We start from the raw sequence: 23,333 nt of genomic DNA, 5'->3' as shown, positions 1-23,333 counted from the left end.
CCATCCGCGTGCAATTCTGTGCAAACTTGTTTTTGGTAAAGAGGAGGTGGAGCGATGATATTCGTAACCGCCATGATCATCGGAATTGCGGCCGGCCTGCAGCGTTCGGCGATCGGTTCGATCCTGGGCGCGGCCCTGATCAGCATCGCCTTCATGGCAGCCGTTGCCGGCTCGGCGGTTCCTCCGCCTCTGATGACCTTGTTCGTCGCACTCGGCGGCTACAACCTCGGCTTTATCGGTTATCTCGTCACACTAGATGCCCTGGAGCGGCGCAGGGCCTGATCCGGGCGTGCATGGCACTTTCGCTACAGACCCCACTTCGGGCCGTCGTCTGACAATGTGATCTCAACCGGATCACCGCTCACCTCGACGGATGGACCGCCGAGCGTATTCCAGCGAAACAGATTGAGATGCCAACCACCGGGGATCAATCTTGATCGATCGATAATGCCGTCGGCGCCGGCCGCTCTGGCAGCATCGGCCGTGCGCCATGAGGGCGGTTCCTCGCCAGCGGCCAATGTCGGGCGCCAGGGTAAATTGGAGGCATTCCGATCGATGCCGAGCCGTTCACAGGCCTGCTCATCGTGCTGATCGAGTACAAATGCATTGCTCACAAACAACGGCACAACAACGCGTCGCCGTCCGTCTTCCCGCATATAACCTGAAATTGCCATGATCGCCCACTCAGGCGAAGCGCTTATATAGAGTGCGGGCTGGCCAAGCCGATGATAGCGGCCTGCACTCGTCTTGTCCGGAGGATCAAGGACATGATCGAGGCGTTCGACAAGTACGGAACGAAAGAAGCGCCCGCTCACCTTACGAAAGAGGCTGGACGATTCATTTGCTGACGACTGCTCTTCCATAAGGCCCCGTTGATCAGACAGCTAAAAAACACAGGCTATCTGGACCACCGTCAATCCGCCGGTGCGAACCGGAAGAACTGCACGTCCGACTTCGCAACTGCGATCGGCTGAAGATAGGCGGGCACATGCCCCTGGCCAAGTTGAGCATAGAGTCCGTCCGGCTTCAGCTTGGAAACTTCTTGCACTTGCGGATCGCTGGGGCAAAAGGCAAGCAACGTTACATGGGCGCCGCGCAGGAAGGCTTCCGCTTCCTTCGGCTCCGCAAGGCCGATGTGCAACTCGGTCAGCATGCCACCTTGATCGCGATGATAGGGACCGGAGAGCACCCGATGCGGCGTGAAGCGCAGGATGGGCGAACCCATGTTGGACGGCGCGGAAACGACGCCCGGAGCCAGACCGGCGAGCGGCGCCAACGCGTCTTTTGAGATGCATACCCCCGTCTCTTCCGCCTTGGCGACCGGTGCGGAGAAGCTGTTCGCGATGCCGTTGTTGGCAAGCGTGCCGCCGACAGCCCAGACGGCGGGCACCGAGAGCAGCGTCGCGGCGACATAGAAGAAAGCTGCGCCCATATCTTCGGTATCCGCGGCGGAGATGCGGCGAAGTTCGGCCAGCAGCAGCGCAAGCGGCGGAATGGCGAGCAGATTGGAAAACTCGGCGCCGCGCACCTGTACCAGGGCAATGATCCAATTGACGCCGACCAGAGCCAGAAGAACGAAATGCAACCGGGCGCGCTCGCCACGTATCATGCGGAAGAGGCAGACGACGATCGCCATGAAGCCGGTGGCATAGAAGGCGCCAAGCGTTTCCGGCTGATGACGGGCCAAGGACAGGATCGACTGCGCTTCGGAGACGCTGTTCAACCATAGTTGCACCAGCAACGGGTCGAGATCGGCGAGCGGATTGCGCAGGCATTGCGGCGCGATCGCCAGCGTCGTGGCGAAGACGACGGCGCCATTGGCCGCCAGCACGGCCAAACGCCAGGGGCGCGACAGACGGCTGGCGAAGAGTGCTGATAACAACAGGCCGGCGCCGCCGATGCTGGTGATGCTGTAGAAGCCCAGCGAGAGATTGTCGCAGGTGACGGCGGAATAGAGATGCGGCGGCACCAGCGCGAAGAACGCGGCGCTGACGGCGATCGTCAGCGTCAAAGCGAAGGCGCGGGCGGCGGGCGCGAAAATTTCGCCATCCCAGGCCCAAAGCCCGGCGACCGCCATGCAGGCGACGGCGACGAACGGCGTGGTTTCCGCGCCGATGCCGAGGGCGATGGCAAGGGCGATAGCCGCGATGACGAAATTTCGCGGCCTGTAACTCTCGTCGGCCAGCATGGCGACGGTGAGCGCCACAAGCCCGAGCTGCACATTGTCATGATCGATGGAACCCGGCTTGAAACGGCTCGACACCAAAATGAAGAGCGCCGTCAGGCCGAGCGAGAAATGCATGCCTTCCGTGCCGGCAATGCGGCGTCCGACCAGGCCCATGGAGAACATCAGCGGCAGCACCAGCATCAGCGGCCAAATCGTAAGCGCCGCAGCCTCCGCGCCTTCCGGCGCCAGAAACAGCCTAAAGAAGGTGATCAGGCCGGCGATCGGCAAGTCGATGAAGCGCGACCAATGCATCAGCGTTCCACCATCCAGGCCGAGGCGATATTGCACCATATCGAACCAACCTTGGCCTCCGAGCAAATCGCGCACTTCGACGAGACGCAGCATGTCGTCATTGTCGGGGCCGACATAGTCCGTAGCGTGACGATTGAGGATCAGCAGGGCGGCGATGACGATGACGCTGTAGATCAGCGAGACGAGCGTCAGCCGCGACCAGCGCGAAGACGCTGTCTGCGTAACCGTCAATGCCGATCCGCGCGATATTCCCACCGCCTGCACCATCTCGATGAAACCCCGTGTTTGAAGGACATGCAATGGCGTCACGCTAATGGGCGCCGATCAAGAAAACGTAAAGCGGGAGCACATGGCAGCCGATATCACGATAATGTTCCCGCAGAGCTCACAACCCGCCATTTTTCACCCGCAGCCATAGGGTCTTATTAACGCGCAGCGGGATAAGTTCTCATTCGAATATCTGTCGAGGCCTCATGTGAACGTCATGCGTAAGAATTGGCCAGAAACCATGTGGAGTGAGAACCTGAACATTGCCGTTCTCCTGCCCTGCTACAACGAGGCCGCGACGATCGGCCAGGTCGTGCGTGGCTTCCGTGAGGCGCTGCCGACGGCCGGTATCTACGTCTACGACAACAACTCCACCGATGGTACGGCGCTGCATGCCATGCTTGCGGGCGCGACGGTCGTTCGCGAGCGCCGCCAAGGTAAGGGCCATGTGGTGCGCCGCATGTTTGCCGATATCGACGCAGACATCTACATCATGGCCGACGGCGACGGCACCTATGCGCCTGAGGATGCGGAGGAACTGATCCGCACGCTTCTGACGGAAGGCTCCGACATGGTGGTGGGCACGCGCCGGGGCGTGCATGACGATGCCGGCCGGCAGGGCCATGCCTTCGGCAACAGGATCTTCAACTGGCTTTACCGTACGATCTTCGGCACCGACTTCACCGATATTTTTTCCGGCTATCGCGCTTTCTCCCGGCGTTTCGTCAAAAGTTTTCCAGCCGTATCCGGCGGTTTCGAGATCGAGACGGAAATGTCGGTGCATGCCTCGCGGCTGAAGCTGCCCGTCAGCGAGCTGGAACTCGATTACGGCCGGCGGCCGGAGGGTTCGCATTCCAAGCTTTCGACCTTCCGCGACGGCTGGAAGATTCTTTGGATGTTCGCGATGCTGATGAAGGAAACACGTCCCTTCGCCTTCTTCGGCATTCTGGGCGCCATTTTCATGGAGGCGAGCATCGGCTTCATGATCCCGGTCCTCGTCGAATATTTCGAAACCGGCCTGGTCGCCCGCATGCCCACCTGGGTGCTGTCCATGGCGCTGATGATGATTTCCTTCATGCTGTTCACGGCCGGACTGATCCTCGACTCCGTCGCACGGGCTCGCGCCGAACAGCTTCGCATCCACTATATGAGCCTCGCCAAGCCGGCTTCCCGGCAGATTGGCGATGAGCGAACGGTCTATATCACCGAGCACGAAAAGCCGGCGAGCCGGAGGAAAAAGGCCAAGGCTGCATGAAGAAGCTTCTGCGCTTCCTGATCGCCGGCGGCGTTGGCTTCGTGGTCGATGCGGGCGTGCTGCATTTGCTGCTCTGGTTCACGCCGTTCGGCCCTTTCGTCGGCAGAGCCCTTTCCATACCGAGCGCGCTGCTCGCCACCTGGTTTCTCAACCGTAATTTTACCTTCGGCCGTTCCAACCTTTCGCTGGCAGCCGAAGGCTTCCGGTATGGTTCGGTCGGCTTGACCTCGGCATTGCTGAACTACGCCCTGTTCAGCTCGCTGCTTGTCTCCATGCCGACGCTTCAGCCGATCATAGCGCTGATCCTGGCGTCGGCTGCCGCGACCGCGTTCAGCTTCTTCGGCTATTCGCGCTTCGTCTTCCGCCACCGGCAAAATCCCTAGAGCGTGTTTTCTTCGAATCGTCATCACGCTCTATCTCTTTGATTTTGCAGGATCTTATCCAAAAACCGCCACACACTTTTTGGGATCATGCTGTAGACCAGCTCAGACCGGCTCCCAGCCATCCTTCTCGCTGGCGCGATAGATGGCGTCGATGACCTTCTGGTTGAGCTTCGAGCTTTCGAGCGTCACGACTTCCGTGCCCTTGCCCAATGCCGCTGAGGCGAAAGCCTCCGCCTCGCGCTTGTACTGACGGCTATCAGGAAAACGGAAGATCTGCGATTCCGAGTGGCCGCGATTGGTCAACTCCAGCTCCTCGGCGCCATAACGATCGGCATTGAAGGGGGATTTCACCTCGATGAAACCATCCGTGCCGTGGAAAACCATGACTTGGCGGGCAGCCATCTGCGTTGCGATATAAAAGGTCAGTTCGAAATCGCCGAAATCGGCCTTGACGCTGGAATAGATGTCCGTGCCGAATTCCGGATCGTGCTCGGTGACCGCCTGGATGCGCAGGGGTTCGCGGCCGGTGACGAAGCGGGTGCTGATCGTCGGATAGACGCCGATATCCGGCAGGCCGCCGCCGCCGAGTTCCGGGATGTTGCGCATGTTGCCGGCATCGCGGTTGAAATAGGTGAAGGCGCCCTGGATATGGCGCAACCGGCCGATGGCGCCGGCTGCCAGCAGCGAGCGCACTTTCTGCCAGACCGGCGCATAGGTGACCATATAGGCTTCCGTCACCAGCACCTTGTTGCGGTCGCGAGCAGCGATCAGGCCGTCGATCTCATCGGCCTTCAGCGCAATCGGCTTTTCGCAGAGCACATGCTTGCCGGCATCGGCCGCCTTGATCGTCCATTCGACATGCTGCGAGGTCGGCAGCGGAATATAGACGGCATCGATCGTATCGGAGGCAAGCATTTCCTCATAGGAGCCGAAAGCATGCGGCACGGAAAAGCGATCGGCCATTTCACGGGCGCGTGCAAGGTCACGGCTGGCGATCGCCGTCACCACACAATTTTCCGCATCCTGAATAGCCGGCACGACCAGTTCGCGGCCGATCTTTGCGGTCGATAAGATTCCGAAACGCAGCATGACTTTTCCTCCTGGAGCACGATCCCGAAGCAAACAACCGCAGGGCAGAAAGCGCGCGGCTTTCGGATAGGACCTTGTGAAAGTGATGGATGGAACGAAACGAAGAGTCATCTCGCTCGCGATAGAACCGGAGGCAACTTTATTCGGCCCTTATCCAAGGCGCAATGCCATCGAGCAACTCCAAGCCAAAAACTCGCCATCGTGCGGAGAATTTGGATGGCCGGATTTGTCCTCATTTTGTCCGGCATGTGGCTTTTGGGGCTATCTCTACGGATCTAGCTTCGGTTATCCTTCAACGATAGGAGATACCAATATGTCCCATGCCGATACCGCCTTGCTGGTTATCGATGTTCAGGAGTCCTTTCGTCACCGCCCTTACTGGCAAGCGGACGACCTTCCCGTTTTCGTCGACCGGCTGCAGGCTTTGATCGACGGCGCCAAGGCCCGCGGCATTCCGGTGGTCCAGATTTTCCACGTCGATGGCGACGAGCATTTCAGCCTGGCGAGCGGATATGTCCGCAAGCTCGAGGAGATTACGCTGGACGCTGATGCTGTGTTCCACAAATCGCGCCATTCCGCGCTCGTGGGTTCCGGTCTCGATGTCTGGCTGGTAGAAAACGGCATTCGCAAGCTGATCGTTTCCGGCATCCGCACCGAGCAATGCTGCGAAACGACGACGCGCCACGCCTGCGACCTCGGCTACGATGTCGACTACGTCACCGAGGCGACGCTGACCTTCCCGATGACGCATGCCTCCGGCACGGTGTTCAGCGCCGACGATATCAAGAAGCGTACCGAGCTGGTGCTATCAGGCCGTTTCGCCCGCATCGCCACCGTGGAAGATGCGCTTGCGTCCGTGACGACCAGGAGTGCTGCATGAACCAAGGCGACAGATACCTTCGTGTCATTCCCGTCTATGTCCTGCTGCCACCCTATACGCTGCTGATGGATGTCGCCGGGCCGGTGGAGGTTCTGCGCCGCGCCAATATCGAACAGGAGGATATCCTGTTCGATTACCGTTTCATTGCTGCCCGGCCGACACAGACGACCTCGATCGGCCTGACGGTTGCCGATCTCCTGCCGCTGCCTGATCGTATTCCCGATGGCGCCCTCGTCGTGGTCTCCGGCAGCGTCACGCCGCCGCCCGATGCTGGCGACATCGAGAAAGAGAACGAACTGCTCGCCACCTGGCTAAGATTAGCGATCCGTCCGGGCGTCACCCTCATCACCATCTGCTCGGGCGCTGTGCTTGCTGCCCGCGCCGGCCTACTCGAAGGCTATGCCTGCACGACGCATGCGGCCTGTCTCGAGGAAGTCCAGCAGCATGCACCCACTGCGCGCGTTCTCGACAACCGGCTCTATGTCGAGGACGGCGAGCGCTATTCCAGCGCCGGCATCTCCACCGGCACGGACCTGATGCTGCACATCGTCTCCAAGCTCACTTCTCCCGTGATAGCGCTGACGATCGCGCGCCATATGGTCGTCTACATGCGCCGCACCGGCGCCGACCCGCAGCTTTCGCCCTGGCTCAGCGGCCGCAATCATGTGCATCCCGCCATCCACCGCGTGCAAGACGCTATCATGGCCGATCCCGCCCACGGCTGGTCGCTCGCGGAGCTTGCCGCCATCGGCGCAATGAGCGCGCGGCATATTTCACGGCTGTTTCAAGAGCATGCCGGGCTGTCGGTGACCGCCTATGTCAATCTGATGCGCGTGACGCTCGCCCGCGATGTGCTTGCCAATTCGCGGCTGGACATGGAGCGCGTGGCGGAAAAATCCGGTTTTGCCTCGCCGCGACATATGCGGCGCGTCTGGTCGAAATATAATGAGCTGCCGCCCAGCCACTACCGGCGATCGGCGGCCGAATAAAATAATCGTTAGTGGCATTTCCAATGGTAGGACGATAACTTGCATCAACGTCCCCTCCCCTTCCGGCCTTTTCGATGCCGGTTTTTGCTCAAATAATTTGGAGAGCCACCATGGAAATGCGCAAGCTTGGACGAACCGATCTTTTTACCGCGCCGATCGTCTTCGGCGGCAATGTCTTCGGCTGGACGGCCGATGAGAAGACTTCCTACGCTCTGCTCGACGCCTTCTTCGGCGCCGGCTTCAACACGATCGACACCGCCGACGTCTATTCAAGCTGGGTTCCCGGCAACAAGGGCGGCGACTCCGAGGAAATCATCGGCAAGTGGCTGAAGCAGGGCCGCGTTGCCCGCGACAAGGCGATCATCATCACCAAAGTCGGCTCGGAAATGGGTCCCGGCAAGAAGGGCCTGAAGGCGAATTACATCCTGCAGGCGGTCGAGGATTCGCTGAAGCGGCTGCAGACCGACTATATCGATCTCTATCTCTCGCACTGGCCGGACCCGGAAACCCCGTATGAGGAGACGCTCAGCGCCTATGCCAAGCTGAAGGAACAGGGCAAGATCCGTCATGCCGGCTGCTCCAACCTCAATGCTGCGCAGTTGCAGGCCTCCTTCGATGCCGCCGCCAAGAGCGGCCTGCCGCGCTACGACGTGCTGCAGCCGGAATATAATCTCTATGAGCGCGCAAGCTTCGAAGGCCCACTTGCCGATCTCTGCGTGAAAGAGGAGATCGGCGTCATCACCTATTTCAGCCTCGCGGCCGGTTTTCTCACCGGCAAGTATCGTAACAAGGCCGATACCGAAGGCCGGGCGCGCGAAAACCGGGTCGCGACTTACCTCAACGACAAGGGCTTCCGCATTCTCGCCGCGCTCGATACAGTTGCCGCCGAAACCAAGTCGACGCCAGCCGATGTCGCACTCGCCTGGCTGCTGCGCAAACGGGGCGTTACCGCGCCGATCGCCAGCGCCACCAGCCTCAACCAGCTCGACGCGCTGATCAATTCGGCGAAGCTGTCGCTTTCCGATGAAGCCATGAGCCTGCTGGACAAAGCCGGCGAATAAAGAACCAGGAATGAACCGATGACCGTGATGATCCGCGATGCCAAGCCCGAAGACGAAACCCGCTGGCGCAAGCTTTGGGCCGACTATCTCGCCTTCTATGGCGTCGGCATCGCACCGGATATCACCGACAAGACATGGCGCCGGGTCTTTGATCCGGCATCCGCCATCTTCATGCGCGTCGCGGAAGTCGATGGCGAGGTCAAGGGTTTCACGCTGTGCCTGACTCATGAAGGCACATGGGTGCGTACGCCGGATTGCTATCTGGAAGACCTTTTCGTCGACGAAAACGCCCGAGGCTTGGGCGTCGGCCGGGCGCTGATGGACGACCTTATCGCTCTCTGCAAAAAGAACGGCTGGGCGCGGCTCTATTGGCATACGGAAGAGAGCAACGTCACGGCCCGCAAACTCTACGACAGCTATGTCGAGAGCGACGGACACATTCGTTACCGCATCAGTTTTTGAGTCTCGGAAAACCTTCGTAGAAGGCCGAATGATCGCCCTGCCAATTTGCCATGCCGCGCTTGGTTAGCATGCCACGAGGCTGGGCAAAACTCTGGATCGTCCGTTGCGGCCGCTCGTGCCATTGGATGTTGAAAGCCCATAGTTTCGGGAAGAAACAGAGCGAAGCGTAGGGCAGGTGATCGTGGATCCACCAGGCAAGTTTCTGCCAATCGCCCTCCTCGCGGCAATTGTCGATCAACCATGGCACGACGATGCAGACTGCTGCGCCCGTACAGCCGTCGAGATCGCGCATATCCCAGATGTGATGCGCGGCGGTGTGGGCATTGGTCGAGCAATTCAGGCCTTTCCTGTTGCCGAAGGCGTTGACGGCAGGCGCACGGTAGCCTGAGCGGATATGCAACCGGCCGAAGGCTGCCTGCAGCGGTTCCAGCAACTCCTCGCAAAGCCGGCTGCCGGACTCGATCGCCAGGTCGGGGTCTTCGGGGATATTCGGAATGCGATGGAAATCGGCGATCTCCGAATGCATGAAATCGCGGAAGAAGAAATTCTTCGATAGCCTGACGCGGCCTAGCTCCTCCAGCCCCTTCATCGATCCCGGCTTTTTCATCGTCTCTAAATCCCTTCCGCCATTCGTTCGGCTGCTGCGGATATTTATCCCAGCTTGGCTTATCGCAGGTTGGTACCCCGAATTTTGTCAGCAGCGGGAACAATTAGGATTGCGCCGGCTTGTGTAGGGGTCGCCGCCGCGGGGCGGCATCCGAGAAAATCTGGCTCTAAAAACACGGAGAGAGACAATGGCCAAGGACAAGACGCTGGAAGACCTGTTCTACGATACGCTGAAGGACATCTATTATGCCGAACGACAGATCGTTCGGGCCTTGCCCAAGATGGCGCGTGCGGCGCAATCACCGGATCTCAAGGCCGGCTTCGAAAAGCATCTGCAGGAAACCGAAGGACATGTGGAACGTTTGCAGCAGGTGTTCGAAATGATCGGCAAACGCGCCCAAGGCAAGACCTGTGAAGCCATTCAAGGGATCATCGCCGAAGGCGAAGAGATTATGGACGAATTCAAGGGAACGCCGGCTCTCGATGCCGGGCTAATCTCCGCGGCCCAGGCCGTCGAGCATTATGAGATTGCCCGCTACGGAACGCTGCGGACCTGGGCGAACACGCTCGGCAAGCCGGAAGTAGTCAAGCTGCTCGATCAGACGTTGCAGGAAGAGGGAAATACCGACAAGATTCTCTCGAAGCTGGCTATGACCGCTGCCAACCAGAAGGCGGCAGCATGATTGCCCGGCAAGAGCGGCGGGGTCTCCCCGCTGCTCTTGTTATGGCGAATATTTGAAGAAATCGATGAAAGCCCTGAGTGCCGGGCGCATCTGGCGACGGCTCGGGTAATAGATGTAAGGGCCGGGGTAAGGCGGACACCAGTCTTCGAGCACACGGATCAACTCGCCGTCGGCGAGTTTCTGCTGAACACGCATATCGAAGAGGTAGGCGAGCCCCGCCCCGTTCAGCGCCGCCAGAACCGCAAGTTGATCCTCTCCCACGATCAGCGGCCCATCGATGGCGACGATCACCTCGCGGCCGTCCTTTTCGAATTCCCAGCGATAGATCGCGCCATTGGTGAAGCGCCGCTTTATGCAGCGGTGATGCACGAGATCGCGCGGATGCACGGGCTTTGGATGTTTGTCGAAATAGGCGGGAGATCCGGCGATGACGGTGCGGATGTCGGGCGATATCTTCACAGCAATCATATCCGCCTCCAGACTTTCTTCCAGCCGGATACCGGCGTCGAAACCCTCCTTGACGATGTCGGTAAAGCCATCCTCGTTGGCGATCTCCAGCGTGATATCGGGATAGGTGTTCAGGAAATCGCCGAGGCGCGGAGCAAGCAGCAGGTCAGTAGCAAAACGCGGCGCAGTGATGCGAAGGTTGCCGGCCGGACGCCCGCGGGCGGCAAGCGTATCCTCCAATGCAATGCCGATCTCCTGCAACGCCGGCGCCAGGCGCTCCAGCAGCAGCTTGCCCTCCTCCGTCGGCGAAACGCTTCTGGTGGTGCGAGCAAGCAGGCGCACGCCGAGGCTTTCCTCGAGGCTCGATACCGCATGGCTGACGGCAGAGGGCGCGATCGACAATTCCTTGCCGGCAGCACGGAAGCTTCGATGGGCGGCAACGGCGGCGAGAACCGCCAGTTGGGAGAGCTGAGTTCTGTTCATTGATCTAAATGATAGAACAGCCCGTTTGAGTTTGCATGCATTTTCATTCTCTATCCGGGGACATAATTTCTCTCTCGTCGCGAGGCCGGCGAGGACGTCGGCGCGGACCAGAATTAAGCTCAGAAGGATACGACTATGAAAACCCGCAAACTTGGCAAGGAACTCTCCGTCTCCGCTGTCGGCCTCGGCTGCATGGGCATGAGCTTCGCCTATGGCGCAACCGATGACAATGAATCCATCAAAACGCTGCATAGAACCGTCGATCTCGGCGTAACCTTTTTCGATACGGCCGAAACATACGGCCCCTTCACCAACGAGGTGCTGGTTGGCCGTGCGCTGAAGCCAGTGCGCGATCGCGTCGTCATCGCGACGAAGTTCGGCTTCAAGCTCGATCCGGAAAAGTCCGGACCGGCAGCGATGATCGGCGTCGATAGTCGGCCGGAGCATGTGAAAGAGGTGGCGGAAGCCTCGCTGAAACGGCTCGGCACCGATGTCATCGATCTCTTCTACCAGCACCGCGTCGATCCGAACGTTCCGATCGAAGATACCGTCGGTGCCATGGCCGAGCTGGTGAAGGAGGGCAAGGTGCGTGCGCTCGGGCTTTCGGAAGCCAGTGCCGCCACCATCCGCCGCGCCCATACCGTGCATCCGATTGCCGCCGTGCAGAGCGAATATTCGCTGTGGAGCCGCGATCCGGAGGAAGACGTGCTGGCCGCCTGCCGGGAACTCGGCATCGGCTTCGTGCCCTATAGCCCGCTCGGCCGTGGCTTCCTCACCGGCGCGATCCGCAGTGCGAGCGATCTCGCGGCCGACGATTTCCGCCGCGCCGTACCGCGTTTCCAGGGTGAGAACTTCGATGCCAACGCAGCCCTCGTCGCCAAGCTCGGAGCCCTCGCCAAGGACAAGGGCGTCACCGCGGCGCAGCTCGCACTCGCCTGGGTGCTGCACCAAGGCGACGACATCGTGCCGATCCCCGGCGCTCGCAAGCTGCACCATCTGGAGCAGAATGCCGCCGCCGCCGATATCGCGCTCTCGGCCAGCGAACTTCAGGAATTGAGCGACATCATCCCGCTCGATCTGGTGGCCGGCAAGCGCTATTCGGATGCCTCGCTGGCGATGACGAACCTGTAGGAGCGTCGTCCGCCTTCTCGCGCAACATCGGCGCCGGTACCCTCTCCGGTGTCGATGTTGCGTCACGCATTTATTCGATGACGAGCTGAACGCAATCACCGGCAGTCATCGTCATCAGGATGAAACAGACGGTCTGCTAATATCCTTATTACGATACAAACAGCGACCTTCTCTAAATAAGCTTTTGATTTGCTTTTCTTATCCGTGCCAGATGACATCTTCGCACGCGCAGTCTGCAGTGGACCGAGTGCTTTGGACATTCCCATCGGCAATTCCGTCGAAAGCTGCGAAAGCGTAAACTAAAACAGCAATTTTTAATCGGCGGCATCACACCAAACCGATCGGAATAGTCGAATTCGCGCGTTTGCATCTCGACGCTCGGTTGACAAATTAACCCGAAGTTTGAAGAGTGCGGCCAATCGAAACGGGCAGCGTTGGGGGGACTTATGTCTAAGCGCGCGTTGATCGGACTTTCCGCTTTTTTTCTCACCACCTTCGTCGCTTTGACACCCGCGAGTGCCGCCGATGCCAAGCGGCAGGTGGTCACCACGCCAGACGGCGATTATTTCGGCTTCGATCTGCGCACCGAGCAGAATGTCACGCTGGATCAATGCTCGACATCCTGCATCGGCGATAAGTCCTGCAAGGCCTTCACCTATAATCCCAAGGTAAAATGGTGCTTCCTGAAGTCCGACTTCAACCAGCTTAACAGCTTCCCCGGCGCTGTTGCCGGCAAGATCGTCGAAACCGCTGCCGCCAACGAGCCGGATATCGGCGCCGCACCCGCTCTTCCCTTCCTTTCCGACAATTTCGTGCAGGCTGCGCGTGATGCGAAAGGCAGGCTCACACTCGGCAATGAGTTGAAGGGACAGGGCGTCGAAAGCCTGACGGCGCTCGGCCGCATCGAGTTGACCTCCGGCAACGTCAACAACGCGTTGAACGCCTTCCAGGGTGCGCTGTCGCTTGCGCCGGACAATGGCGCGCTTTGGGTCGAGATGGCGCGGGCCGCCAATACCATAACGAACGACACGACGGTCGCCACCCAGGCGGCTTACGCTGCACTCAACGGCTATCAGCTTTCCCGCACGACGCGGAGCCGCGCCGACGCGCTGGCCGTGCTCGCCACATCACTGCAGAACGCGCAGAATTATCGCCAGGCACTCAGCGCCTATAAGGCAAGCCTTGCCTTGGCCGGCTCCCCGACCGTCCAGGCCGCCTATGAGGATCTCAGAGCCCGCCAGGGTTTCCGTGTCACCGGCAATACGTTGGACAACGACAACGCTTCGCCCCGCGCCTGCCTGCAATTCTCCGAAAAACTGGTGAAGAGCGGCGTCGACTATACGCCCTTTGTCACCGTCAATGGCGCCGCCCCGAAGGGCGTCGATGCCAAGGACAACCAGATCTGCGTCGAAGGCCTCGAATTCGGTCAGCATTACAAGATTTCGCTGCGCCGCGGCCTGCCCTCCTCCGTCGATGAAGACCTTGCTGCGCAGGTGGACATCGAGGTCTACGTCAAGGACCGCACCGCCTCGATCCGCTTTACTGGCGACAATTTCGTGCTGCCGTCAACGGCGCGCCGCGGCATTCCCCTTGTTTCGGTCAATACCACCACGGCCAATCTGAAGCTCTACCGCATCGGCGACCGCAACATCGCCCAGTTGCTCAACAATTCGCAGTTCCTGACGCAGATGGACAGCTATAGTGCCCAGACCATTCAGGACACCAGCGGTGAGCTGGTGTGGCAAGGTTCGATCGATATCCAGCAGGACCTCAACAAGGATGTCGTGACGAGCTTCCCGGTCGACGAGGCGCTGCCGAAGCGTAAGCCCGGCGTCTACGTCCTGACCGCAGTCGCACCGAACGCCGGCCAGGAATGGGATCCGCAGGCAACGCAATGGTTCGTCGTCTCCGATATCGGCGTCACGACCTATGCCGGCACGGACGGCTTGAACGTCTTCACCCGCTCGCTCGGCAGTGCCAAGCCGATCGCCGGCGTCGAGCTGCAACTCCTCGCCAAAAACAATGAAATCCTCGGCACCGCGAAGACCGATGCGAATGGCCGCGCCACCTTCAGCGCCGGCCTCATGCGCGGCACCTCGGGCATGACGCCGGCCGTCATCACGGCGCAGAACGGCGATCAGGATTACGTCTTCCTCGACATGACCCGCGCCGGTTTCGATCTCTCCGACCGCGGCGTCACCGGCCGCACGGCGCCGGGCGCGATCGATCTGCTCACCTGGACCGAACGCGGCATCTACCGCGCCGGCGAGACGGTGCATGCCTCCGCTCTTGCCCGGGACGTCAGCTCCATGGCGGTCGAGAACCTGCCGCTCACCTTCGTCTTCCTGCGTCCCGATGGCGTCGAAGACCGCCGCATCGTTACCGACGGCGGCAAGCTCGGCGGCTATAATGTCGACCTGCCGCTACAGCAGACCTCGATGCGCGGCACCTGGACGATGAACATCTATACCGACCCGAAGGGCGCCTCCATCGGCTCGCAGACCTTCCTTGTCGACGATTTCGTGCCGGATCGCATCGAATTCGACATGAAGAGCGACGCCAAGGCGATCGAAGTCGGCCAACCGACGCCCGTCAATATCGAAGGGCGCTATCTCTATGGCGCGCCGGCCGCGGGCCTCAGCCTCGAAGGCGAAGTGACGCTGAAGCCGACGCGCGAGAGCGACGACTATAAGGGCTACGAATTCGGCCTCGCCGACGAGGCTGCCGGGCAGGACACCAGCGATAGCGATAGCGACAGCAGCAGCGACAACAAGGCCGAGAGCTCGCAAGTGCCGCTCGAAGACCTGCAGGCGCTGGACGAAGACGGCAAGACGACCTTCGACGTTACCATCGCCGATACGCCTTCGACCACGCAGCTGCTCAACGCCAATATTACCGTCCGCATGCAGGAGGCCGGCGGCCGCGCCGTCGAGCGCTCGCTGACGCTGCCGGTCAAGGCGGATGGGCCGCGAATCGGCATCAAGCCGGAATTCGACGGCGATCTCGGCGAAAATTCGATCGGCAATTTCCACGTCATCGCCGTCGACCAGAACGGTCAGAAGCAGGCGATGCAGGGCCTCACCTGGAAGCTGCTCGCCGTCGAGCGCGACTACCAATGGTATCGCGACGGCAGTAGCTGGAAATACGAAGCCGTCGCCTCGACGAAGCAAGTCGCGACCGGAACGGTCAACGCCACGACGGATGGCGCGGAAATCTCCGTGCCGGTCACCTGGGGCCGCTACCGGCTGGAGGTGGAGACCGCCGATACGAACGGTCCGCAATCCAGCGTCGAATTCGACGCCGGCTGGTATGTCGCCTCCACCTCGACGCAAACGCCGGACGCACTGGAAATCGCGCTCGACAAGGACAGCTACCATGTCGGCGATACGGCCAAACTTAAGGTTACGTCCCGGTATGCCGGCCAGTTGATGGTGACGGCCGGCTCCGAAACGCTGATCTCGGTGACCAATGCCGACATCGGCGCCACCGGCGGGGAAGTCGACATCCCCGTCACCGCCGATTGGGGTGCGGGCACCTATGTGACCGCCACCCTCTTCCGCCCCGGCGACGCGCAGGAAAGCCGCATGCCGATGCGCGCAATCGGCATCAAATGGGCGACCGTCGATCCCGGCGAACGCAAGCTGCAGGTCAAGCTCGATGCGCCGCAGAAGACCCTGCCGCGCCAACCGCTGAATATCGGCGTTCAGGTGACGGGCGCAGGCGCCAACGAGGATGCCTATGTGACGGTCGCTGCCGTCGATGTCGGCATTCTCAACCTGACGCGCTACCAACCGCCGGCTCCGGACGACTGGTATTACGGCCAGCGCCAGCTCGGCCTCGAAATCCGCGACCTCTACGGCCGCCTGATCGACGGTTCGCTCGGTGCCACCGGGCGGCTGCGCACCGGCGGCGATGGCGGACAGGCGGCCCTGCAGGCGAGCCCGCCGACGGAAAAGCTGATTGCCTTCTTCTCCGGTCCGATCAAGCTCGATGCGAGCGGCAAGGCCAATGTCAGCTTCGACATTCCGCAGTTCAACGGCACTGCGCGCCTGATGGCAGTTGCCTGGTCAAAGGCAGGGATCGGCCATGCGACGCAAGATGTCATCATCCGCGACCCGGTCGTCGTCACTGCCAGCCTGCCGAAATTCCTCGCTCCGGGGGATAAGGCCAATCTCCGGCTCGATATCGCCAATACTGACGCGCCTGCCGGGGAGTACAGGCTGGCGGTGACCGGCAACTCGGCCGTCACCGTCGATGCCAGCGCCGCGCAGCAGACGATCAATCTGAAACAGGGTGGCAAATACGACATCACCCTGCCGCTAACCGGTGGACAACCGGGTGCCGGCACGGTTGCGATCAACCTGTCCAATGCTTCTGGACTGTCGCTCGACCAATCGGTCGACATACCGGTCCGGCCGGCGCAATTGCCGGTGACCGAACGGCGGCTGATCACGCTCGCACCCGGCAAGAGCCTGACGGTCAATGCCGACCTGCTCGCCGACAGCGTGCTGCCGGGCGCTTCCGTCAGCGTCAACGTCAGCCGATCCAGCGCGTTCGATGTGCCGGCTTTGCTGATGAGCCTCAGCCACTATCCCTATGGCTGCGCCGAGCAGACAGCCAGCAGCTCGCTGCCGCTGCTCTACTTCAGCGAGCTGGCGATCAAGAACGGTCTTGCCGACGACGCTGAAATCCATAAGCGCATTCAGGACGCGATCTATCGCGAAATGTCCTATCAGTCGTCGACCGGCAGCTTCGGCCTCTGGGCTCCGGGTTCCGGCGATCTCTGGCTCGATGCCTATGTCACCGACTTCCTGACCCGCGCCCGCGAGCAGAAATACACGGTGCCGGATCAGGCCATGGTGCAGGCATTGGAGAACCTGCAGAATTCGCTGAGCATCAACACCAACGTCAAGGACCAGGGCAACGAGATCGCCTATGCGCTCTACGTGCTCGCCCGCAACAAAAAGGCTTCGATCAGCGATCTGCGCTACTACGCCGACACCATGCTGAACGACTTCCCGACGCCGCTCTCAAAGGCGCATCTGGCGGCGGCGCTGGCGCTTTACGGCGATGCGCAGCGCTCGCGCAATATCTTCGTCGATGCGCTGCAGATGTCGCAACAGGCAGCGGTGACGAAGGTCAGCTTCGCCCGCTCCGACTACGGTTCGTCGCTGCGCGACGGCGCGGCCGTGCTGGCACTTGCCGCGGAAAGCCGGCCGGTGCCGCCGATCATTCCGGACCTGGCTGGTGTCGTTGCCAAGGAATGGCAGACCAAGACCTATACCAGCACCCAGGAACAGACCTGGATGCTGCTTGCTGCCCGCGCCCTGCAGAACGGCGATGACGGCCTGACGCTCGATGTCAACGGCGCTGCCCATAGCGGCGCTTACATGGCTCAGATGACCGGTGACGCCCTGATGGGCCATCCGCTGACCGTCACCAACACCACCCGCCAGCCGCTGTCAGCCTCCGTGACCACCGTCGCGGCGCCGGTAACGCCGCTGCCGGCCGGCGGCAATGGCTTCACCATCGAGCGCAAATACTACACGCTCGACGGCGAGGAGGCGAATGTCACCCAGGCACAGCAGAACGATCGCTACGTCGTGGTGCTGCATATCACGGAAACCAACGACTGGCCGTCGCGCGTTCTCGTCACCGACCTCTTGCCGGCCGGTTTCGAGATCGACAATCCGAGCATCGTCAACAGCGCGCAGCTTTCGAACTTCGACTGGCTGAGCGATGTGCAGCCGGCCCACGTCGAGTTCCGCAATGATCGCTTCGTCGCCGCCTTCGACCAATCGTCTGACCGCGATCTCAGCTTCGCCTATGTGGTGCGCGCCGTTACCCCCGGCACCTACGATCATCCGGCCGCGAGCGTCGAGGACATGTACCGTCCGCAATTCTCGGCCCGCACGGCGATGGGCCGCATGGAGGTGCTGGCAGCACAGCAGTAAGAACAGGCAATGAAGACGCGGTGGAAAATTGCGATCGGTGTCGGGGTGAGCGCCCTCTCGGTGGCGGCGCTTACGTTTGGCCTCGCGGCCGCCGATCGCGCCTTTCCGCCGCCGCTCGATAAGGCCGGCATCGTTTCGCCTGAAGTGCTGGATGCCAATGGTGAGCTGCTCCGCGCCTTCGCCACGCCTGAGGGGCGCTGGCGGCTGAAAACCGATGTTGCCGATGTCGATCCGCAATTCCTGCGCATGCTGGTCGCCTATGAAGACCGGCGCTTCTACGACCATCACGGCGTCGACCCGGTAGCGCTCGGCCGTGCCTTTCTGCAGCTCGCCAGCCATGGCCGCATCGTCTCCGGCGGCTCGACACTGTCGATGCAAGTCGCGCGGCTGATCGAGCCGCGTAGCGAACGGTCGGTGACGGCGAAGCTGCTGCAGATCGTCCGCGCCATCCAGATCGAGCGGCGGCTGAGCAAGGAACAGATTCTCGATCTCTACCTGACCCATGCGCCCTATGGCGGCAATCTGGAGGGCGTGCGTGCCGCAAGCCTCGCCTATTTCGGCAAGGAGCCGCGGCATCTGACGGTCGCGCAAGCGGCCTTGCTCGTCGCCCTGCCGCAACTGCCGGAAAAGCGCCGGCCCGACCGCAATCTCGCAAGCGCCGAGGCGGCACGCCGCCGCGTGCTCGACCGTGCCGCCGTTTCAGCCGCCGTCGGCGATGGCGAGGCGGAGCGGGCAGCGCTCGTTCCGGTTCCGGCCAAGCGGCGGCAATTGCCGGCCTATGCCGCGCATCTCGCAGAAGCCGCGCTGCGCAAGCAGCCCAGCGTCATCCAACACCGCACGACGCTGCGCCGGAATATTCAGCAGGGCCTGGAAACCGTCGCCGATGAAGCGTCGAAGCGGCTGGGACCGAAGGTCTCTGTCGCCATGGTGATGGCGGATGCGCATACGGGCGAGATCGTCGGCGAAGTCGGTTCGGCCAATTACTTCGACTCCAGCCGCTCCGGCTGGATCGACATGACCCGCGTCCTGCGCTCGCCCGGCTCGACGTTGAAGCCCTTCATCTACGGCCTTGCCTTCGAGGAGGGATATGTCGCCCAGGAAACCATCATCGAAGACCGTCCCGCCGATTTCTACGGCTATCGCCCTCACAACTTCGACATGACCTACCAGGGCGATGTCAGCGTGCGCGAGGCGCTGCAACTGTCGCTCAATGTGCCGGCCGTACGCCTGCTCGATGCCGTCGGACCGACTCGTCTGCTCGTGCGCTTCCGTCGCGCCGAGGTGAAGCCGGTACTGCCGCCCAATGAAGCGCCCGGCCTTGCCATCGGTCTTGGCGGCGTCGGCATCACGCTCAAGGATCTCGTGCAGCTCTACGCCGGGCTGGCCAATCGCGGCAAGCCGATGCGGATCGGCGACGGCATCCAGGATCAGCCGGGACCGATCGAAGGCGAGCCGCTGATGGAACCGGTGGCAGCCTGGAACATCACCGACATTCTCTCCGACATCATCGCGCCGGCCGGCAGCAAGCAGCTCGGCATCGCCTACAAGACCGGCACCAGCTACGGCAACCGCGATGCCTGGTCCGTCGGCTATGACGGCGAGCATGTGGTCGGCGTCTGGGTCGGCCGGCCGGACAATGGGGCAGTGCCGGGATTGGCGGGTTATGTCTCAGCCGCGCCCATCCTGTTCGAAGGATTTGCCAAGTCCGGCGTCGCCATCTCGCCGTTTCCGCCGCCTCCCATGGGCGCGGTGCGCATTTCCGCCACCGAACTGCCGATCAGCCAGCGGCGCTTTTCGGTGACCGCCGCCGGCCTGCTGTCGGCTTCGACCCGCGAGCCGGCGCCACAGATCGTTTATCCGCCGGAGGGTGCACGCGTCGACCTCGGCGCAAGCAGCGGCGCCAGCCCGCTAATGCCGTTGGCGCTGAAGCTGCAGGGCGGCCGCGCGCCCTTCCGCTGGCTCGCCAATGGCAAGCCGCTGCCAGACCTCTCCCGCCGCCGCACCAACCAATGGATTCCGGATGGCGCCGGCTATTCGACGCTGACCGTCATCGACGCCGCCGGCCGGGCAGCCAGCGTCGGGATTTTCGTGGAATAGAGCCCGATAAAAACATCGCGATCACCTCGGCGTTTTTGTCTGCTTGAACGTTCATGCTATATTAACAGGCACTCAAACGAGGAACGGCAAGATGTCGGAAGAGCAAGCAATCCGCGCAGTTGTTCACCTCTATGTCGATGGCATGGCATTCGCGAACGAACCCGCCTTGCGCAAAGCGCTGCATCCACGGGTCGCAATCATAGGCAATTATCAGGGCGCGGTGGAGTGGATGACACGCGACGAATTCATCACAGCGATCGTCGAGGAAGGCAGCGCGCCACCTGACACGGTGCCACTGATGGAAATCGAGCTGATCGATATCGAGGGCGACGCCGCAAGCGTCAAAGTCGTCGACGAATTCGCCGGCATGCGCTTTTCCGACTACCTGTCATTGCTGAAGATCGACGGACGATGGACCATCGTCAATAAGGTCTATCATTTGCATCGGTAGATCTTAAACCTTCGCCCCGGCGGGGAGAAGGAACGCGCGGCACGCGCGGGTTGAGGGGGCGTTGCACCGTAAGGATATTGCCTTTCGCTTGTCGCTCAAGGCACTCGTCGCTTTGCTCCTCGCCCCCTCATCCGCCCTTCGGGCACCTTCTCCCCGAAGGGAGAAGGGGAGCCTTGTCACCCCCGCAAAACCCCACCCGTCGACTTCGTCACATTGGCGACGATCTTCTGGGTCAGCGCTTCGAAATCCTCGTCGGTCAGCGTGCGCTCGGCCGGCTGGATCTGCACTTCGATGGCGATCGACTTCTTGCCTTCACCGAGCGACGCGCCCTCGAAAATATCGAAGACATTGACGGCGGTGATCAGCTTGCGGTCAGCACCGGTGGCGGCGCGGATGATGGCGCCGGCTTCCACGGTCTTGTCAACCACGAAGGCGTAGTCGCGCTTGACCGCCTGGAAAGACGAAAGCTCCAAGGCCGGCTTGGTGCGCGTCGTCTTCTTCTTCGGCTCGGGCATGGCGTCGATATAGACCTCGAAGCCGGCGAGCGCGCCGGTGACATCGAGCGCCTCCAGCGTCTTCGGATGGAATTCGCCGAAATAGCCGAGCACGACTTTCGGACCCATCTTGATCGTGCCGGAACGGCCCGGATGATACCAGGCGGGGCCACCCTGTTCGATCTGAATATTGCCCATCGGCAGGCCGCAGGCTTCGATCACCGCCAGCGCGTCCGCCTTAGCATCGAAAACATCGACCGGCTTGCCGCCGCCCTTGGCGGCATTCGACCACATGCGGCCGGCGCCGGTGAGCGAGGCGGTGCCGCGGCGGATGCCGCCGGCGACGCGCCGCTGGCCTTCCGGCCTGTCGTTTTCATAGGTGCCGGAAACTTCGAAGATCGCGACATCGCCATAGCCCTTGTCGGCATTGCGCTGCGCGGCAGACAGCAGGCCCGGCAGCAACGACGGACGCATGTCGGACATGTCGGCGGCGATCGGATTGGCAAGCTTCAGCGCGTTGGAACCGCCGCCGAAAAGCTTGGCCTGGTCTTCCGAGATGAACGACCAGGTCACGGCTTCCAGCATGCCGCGCGATGCAAGCGCGCGCTTGGCGGTGCGGGTGCGGATCTGCAGCGTCGTCAGGATCTTGCCGTTTACGGCATTGTGGCTTGCAAGCGGCGCCGGCTTGATATTGTCGACGCCGTGGATGCGCATGATCTCTTCCACGAGGTCGGCCTTGCCATCGACATCCGGCCGCCATGAGGGCACGGCAACCGAAACCCGCTCGCCGGAGCCGGAGACCGAGAAGCCGAGTTTCGTCAGGATCGACCTGCCCTCTTCCATGGAGACGTCGAGACCGGTCAGACGCTTGACCTCGGAGAAGGGGAAATCGACGATCTTGGCGTCATAACCCTTATAGCCTTCGACCCTCGCCTTCGCGGCGGTACCGCCGCAGCAGGCGAGCACCAGCTCGGTCGTGCGCTCGAGGCCGGGAGCCATGTATTCCGGATCGACGCCGCGCTCGAAACGATAACGGGCATCGGAGATGATGCCGAGGCTGCGGCCGGTCTTGGCGATGTTCATCGGATCCCAAAGCGCCGATTCGATCAGCACGTCGACCGTGTTCTCATCACAGCCGGAATGCTCGCCGCCCATGATGCCGCCGATCGACTCGACGCCGTTATCATCGGAGATGACGACATTGTTGGGGTTGAGCTTGTATTCGCGCTCGTCAAGCGCCAGCACCGTTTCGCCTTCCTTGGCGCGGCGCACAACCAGATTGCCCTTGACCTTGGCGGCGTCGAAGACGTGCATCGGCCGTCCCTGATCGAAGGTCATGTAGTTGGTGATGTCGACCAGTGCGCTGATCGGGCGGAGGCCGATGGCGAGCAGCCGCTGTTGCATCCATTTCGGGCTCGGGCCGTTCTTGACGCCGCGCACCAGGCGCAGAGCAAAACCGGGGCAGAGACGCGTATCGTCCAGTTCGATCTTCAGCTCGGTCGGCGTATCGCCATCGACGACGAAGGTTGGCGTCAGACGCGGCTTCAGCGTGCCGAGGCCGGAAGCGGCGAGGTCACGGGCGATGCCGTAAACACCGGTGCAGTCCGGGCGGTTCGGTGTCAGGTTGATCTCGATCATCGGATCGTCGAGGCCGGCATAGGCGGCAAAGCTGGTACCGACGGGCGCATCTTCAGGCAGATCGATGATGCCGTCATGGCTGTCGGAGATTTCCAGCTCCTTTTCCGAGCACATCATGCCGTGGCTTTCGACGCCGCGGATATTGCCGACCGTAAGCGTCACGTCGATGCCGGGAACATAGGTGCCGGGAGCTGCGAAGGCGCCGACGAGGCCAGCGCGCGCGTTCGGTGCGCCGCAAACGACCTGGACCGGCTTGCCGGAGCCGTTGTCGACCAGCAGCACCTTCAGCCGGTCGGCCTGCGGGTGCTTTTCGGCCGACAGCACCTTGGCGATGACGAAGGGCTTGAACGCCGCCTTATCGTCGACGTCTTCGACCTCTAGCCCGATCATCGTCAGGCGAGCGCAGATATCGTCGAGCGTGGCGTCGGTATCCAGATGCTCTTTCAGCCAGGAGAGTGTGAATTTCATGTGCTTTATCCCTTCC

General features: G+C 61.6%; 18 protein-coding genes. 12 read left to right on the top strand and 6 right to left on the bottom strand.

Annotated elements, in window-relative coordinates; all coding sequences use genetic code 11:
- Window positions 1-54 precede the first annotated feature (54 nt).
- Window positions 55-282, top strand: a complete 228-nt coding sequence (locus K290_RS0105210) for a hypothetical protein (protein ID WP_028750904.1) — start codon at window positions 55-57, stop codon at window positions 280-282.
- 23 nt (window positions 283-305) lie between these two features.
- Here the strand turns inward: K290_RS0105210 and K290_RS0105205 are convergent, their stop codons facing one another.
- Both K290_RS0105205 and K290_RS0105200 read right to left on the bottom strand, forming a co-directional pair.
- The gene (locus tag K290_RS0105205; RefSeq protein ID WP_037134995.1) at window positions 306-863 is read right to left on the bottom strand and encodes an RES domain-containing protein; all 558 of its coding nucleotides are present in this window, start codon (window positions 861-863) and stop codon (window positions 306-308) included.
- Window positions 864-913: 50 nt separating this feature from the next.
- Complete coding sequence (locus tag K290_RS0105200; RefSeq protein ID WP_028750902.1) at window positions 914-2,746, bottom strand: hypothetical protein; 1,833 nt, start codon at window positions 2,744-2,746, stop codon at window positions 914-916.
- A 241-nt stretch (window positions 2,747-2,987) separates the two neighbouring features.
- On the opposite strand from K290_RS0105200, the gene K290_RS0105195 reads away from it, so the two are divergent.
- Both K290_RS0105195 and K290_RS0105190 read left to right on the top strand, forming a co-directional pair.
- Window positions 2,988-4,001 (top strand): glycosyltransferase, encoded by a 1,014-nt coding sequence (locus K290_RS0105195; RefSeq protein WP_028750901.1) that lies wholly within the window; start codon window positions 2,988-2,990, stop codon window positions 3,999-4,001.
- A complete protein-coding gene (locus K290_RS0105190; RefSeq protein ID WP_028750900.1) occupies window positions 3,998-4,384 on the top strand; it encodes a GtrA family protein in 387 nt (128 codons plus the stop codon). Before K290_RS0105195 ends, K290_RS0105190 begins: the two co-directional genes overlap by 4 nt.
- 102 nt (window positions 4,385-4,486) lie before the next feature.
- On the opposite strand, the gene K290_RS0105185 is transcribed toward K290_RS0105190, so the two are convergent.
- Window positions 4,487-5,473, bottom strand: coding sequence for a Gfo/Idh/MocA family protein (locus tag K290_RS0105185; protein WP_028750899.1), 987 nt, complete (start codon window positions 5,471-5,473; stop codon window positions 4,487-4,489).
- Window positions 5,474-5,786: 313 nt separating this feature from the next.
- On the opposite strand from K290_RS0105185, the gene K290_RS0105180 reads away from it, so the two are divergent.
- From K290_RS0105180 to K290_RS0105165, 4 genes are all read left to right on the top strand, one after another.
- Window positions 5,787-6,353, top strand: a complete 567-nt coding sequence (locus K290_RS0105180; protein WP_028750898.1) for an isochorismatase family protein — start codon at window positions 5,787-5,789, stop codon at window positions 6,351-6,353.
- Complete coding sequence (locus tag K290_RS0105175) at window positions 6,350-7,342, top strand: GlxA family transcriptional regulator (RefSeq protein ID WP_028750897.1); 993 nt, start codon at window positions 6,350-6,352, stop codon at window positions 7,340-7,342. The genes K290_RS0105180 and K290_RS0105175 overlap by 4 nt, the downstream gene beginning before the upstream one ends.
- A 110-nt stretch (window positions 7,343-7,452) precedes the next feature.
- A complete protein-coding gene (locus K290_RS0105170) occupies window positions 7,453-8,403 on the top strand; it encodes an aldo/keto reductase (protein WP_028750896.1) in 951 nt (316 codons plus the stop codon).
- 18 nt (window positions 8,404-8,421) lie between these two features.
- Window positions 8,422-8,865: a GNAT family N-acetyltransferase gene (locus tag K290_RS0105165; protein WP_028750895.1), complete on the top strand. Its 444-nt coding sequence runs from the start codon at window positions 8,422-8,424 to the stop codon at window positions 8,863-8,865.
- Here K290_RS0105165 and K290_RS0105160 read toward each other — a convergent pair.
- Complete coding sequence (locus K290_RS0105160) at window positions 8,855-9,472, bottom strand: hypothetical protein (protein ID WP_028750894.1); 618 nt, start codon at window positions 9,470-9,472, stop codon at window positions 8,855-8,857. The two genes, K290_RS0105165 and K290_RS0105160, sit on opposite strands and share 11 nt — an antisense overlap.
- A 187-nt stretch (window positions 9,473-9,659) precedes the next feature.
- Here K290_RS0105160 and K290_RS0105155 point away from each other — a divergent pair, with 187 nt between their 5' ends.
- Window positions 9,660-10,154, top strand: a complete 495-nt coding sequence (locus tag K290_RS0105155; RefSeq protein ID WP_028750893.1) for a YciE/YciF ferroxidase family protein — start codon at window positions 9,660-9,662, stop codon at window positions 10,152-10,154.
- Window positions 10,155-10,193: 39 nt separating this feature from the next.
- Here the strand turns inward: K290_RS0105155 and K290_RS0105150 are convergent, their stop codons facing one another.
- Entirely contained in the window at window positions 10,194-11,084 is an 891-nt protein-coding gene (locus K290_RS0105150; protein WP_028750892.1) for a LysR family transcriptional regulator, read from the bottom strand.
- A 135-nt stretch (window positions 11,085-11,219) separates the two neighbouring features.
- On the opposite strand from K290_RS0105150, the gene K290_RS0105145 reads away from it, so the two are divergent.
- The 4 genes from K290_RS0105145 to K290_RS0105130 all read left to right on the top strand — a co-directional run bounded on the left by K290_RS0105145 (window position 11,220) and on the right by K290_RS0105130 (window position 20,717).
- Entirely contained in the window at window positions 11,220-12,215 is a 996-nt protein-coding gene (locus tag K290_RS0105145; RefSeq protein ID WP_028750891.1) for an aldo/keto reductase, read from the top strand.
- Window positions 12,216-12,661: 446 nt separating this feature from the next.
- Entirely contained in the window at window positions 12,662-18,169 is a 5,508-nt protein-coding gene (locus tag K290_RS0105140) for an alpha-2-macroglobulin family protein (protein ID WP_028750890.1), read from the top strand.
- A 9-nt stretch (window positions 18,170-18,178) separates the two neighbouring features.
- Window positions 18,179-20,266, top strand: coding sequence for a penicillin-binding protein 1C (gene pbpC, locus K290_RS0105135; RefSeq protein WP_028750889.1), 2,088 nt, complete (start codon window positions 18,179-18,181; stop codon window positions 20,264-20,266).
- A 91-nt stretch (window positions 20,267-20,357) separates the two neighbouring features.
- Window positions 20,358-20,717 carry a nuclear transport factor 2 family protein gene (locus K290_RS0105130; protein ID WP_028750888.1) on the top strand — a complete coding sequence of 120 codons (360 nt, stop codon included), beginning with the start codon at window positions 20,358-20,360 and terminating at the stop codon, window positions 20,715-20,717.
- Window positions 20,718-20,893: 176 nt separating this feature from the next.
- Here the strand turns inward: K290_RS0105130 and pheT are convergent, their stop codons facing one another.
- A complete protein-coding gene (gene pheT, locus K290_RS0105125; RefSeq protein WP_028750887.1) occupies window positions 20,894-23,317 on the bottom strand; it encodes a phenylalanine--tRNA ligase subunit beta in 2,424 nt (807 codons plus the stop codon).
- Between the last annotated feature and the right edge of the window lie 16 nt (window positions 23,318-23,333).

The sequence above is a fragment of the Rhizobium leucaenae USDA 9039 genome, assembly GCF_000426285.1.
GTDB lineage: Bacteria > Pseudomonadota > Alphaproteobacteria > Rhizobiales > Rhizobiaceae > Rhizobium > Rhizobium leucaenae.
This window is presented reverse-complemented; position numbering and strand designations above follow the sequence as displayed.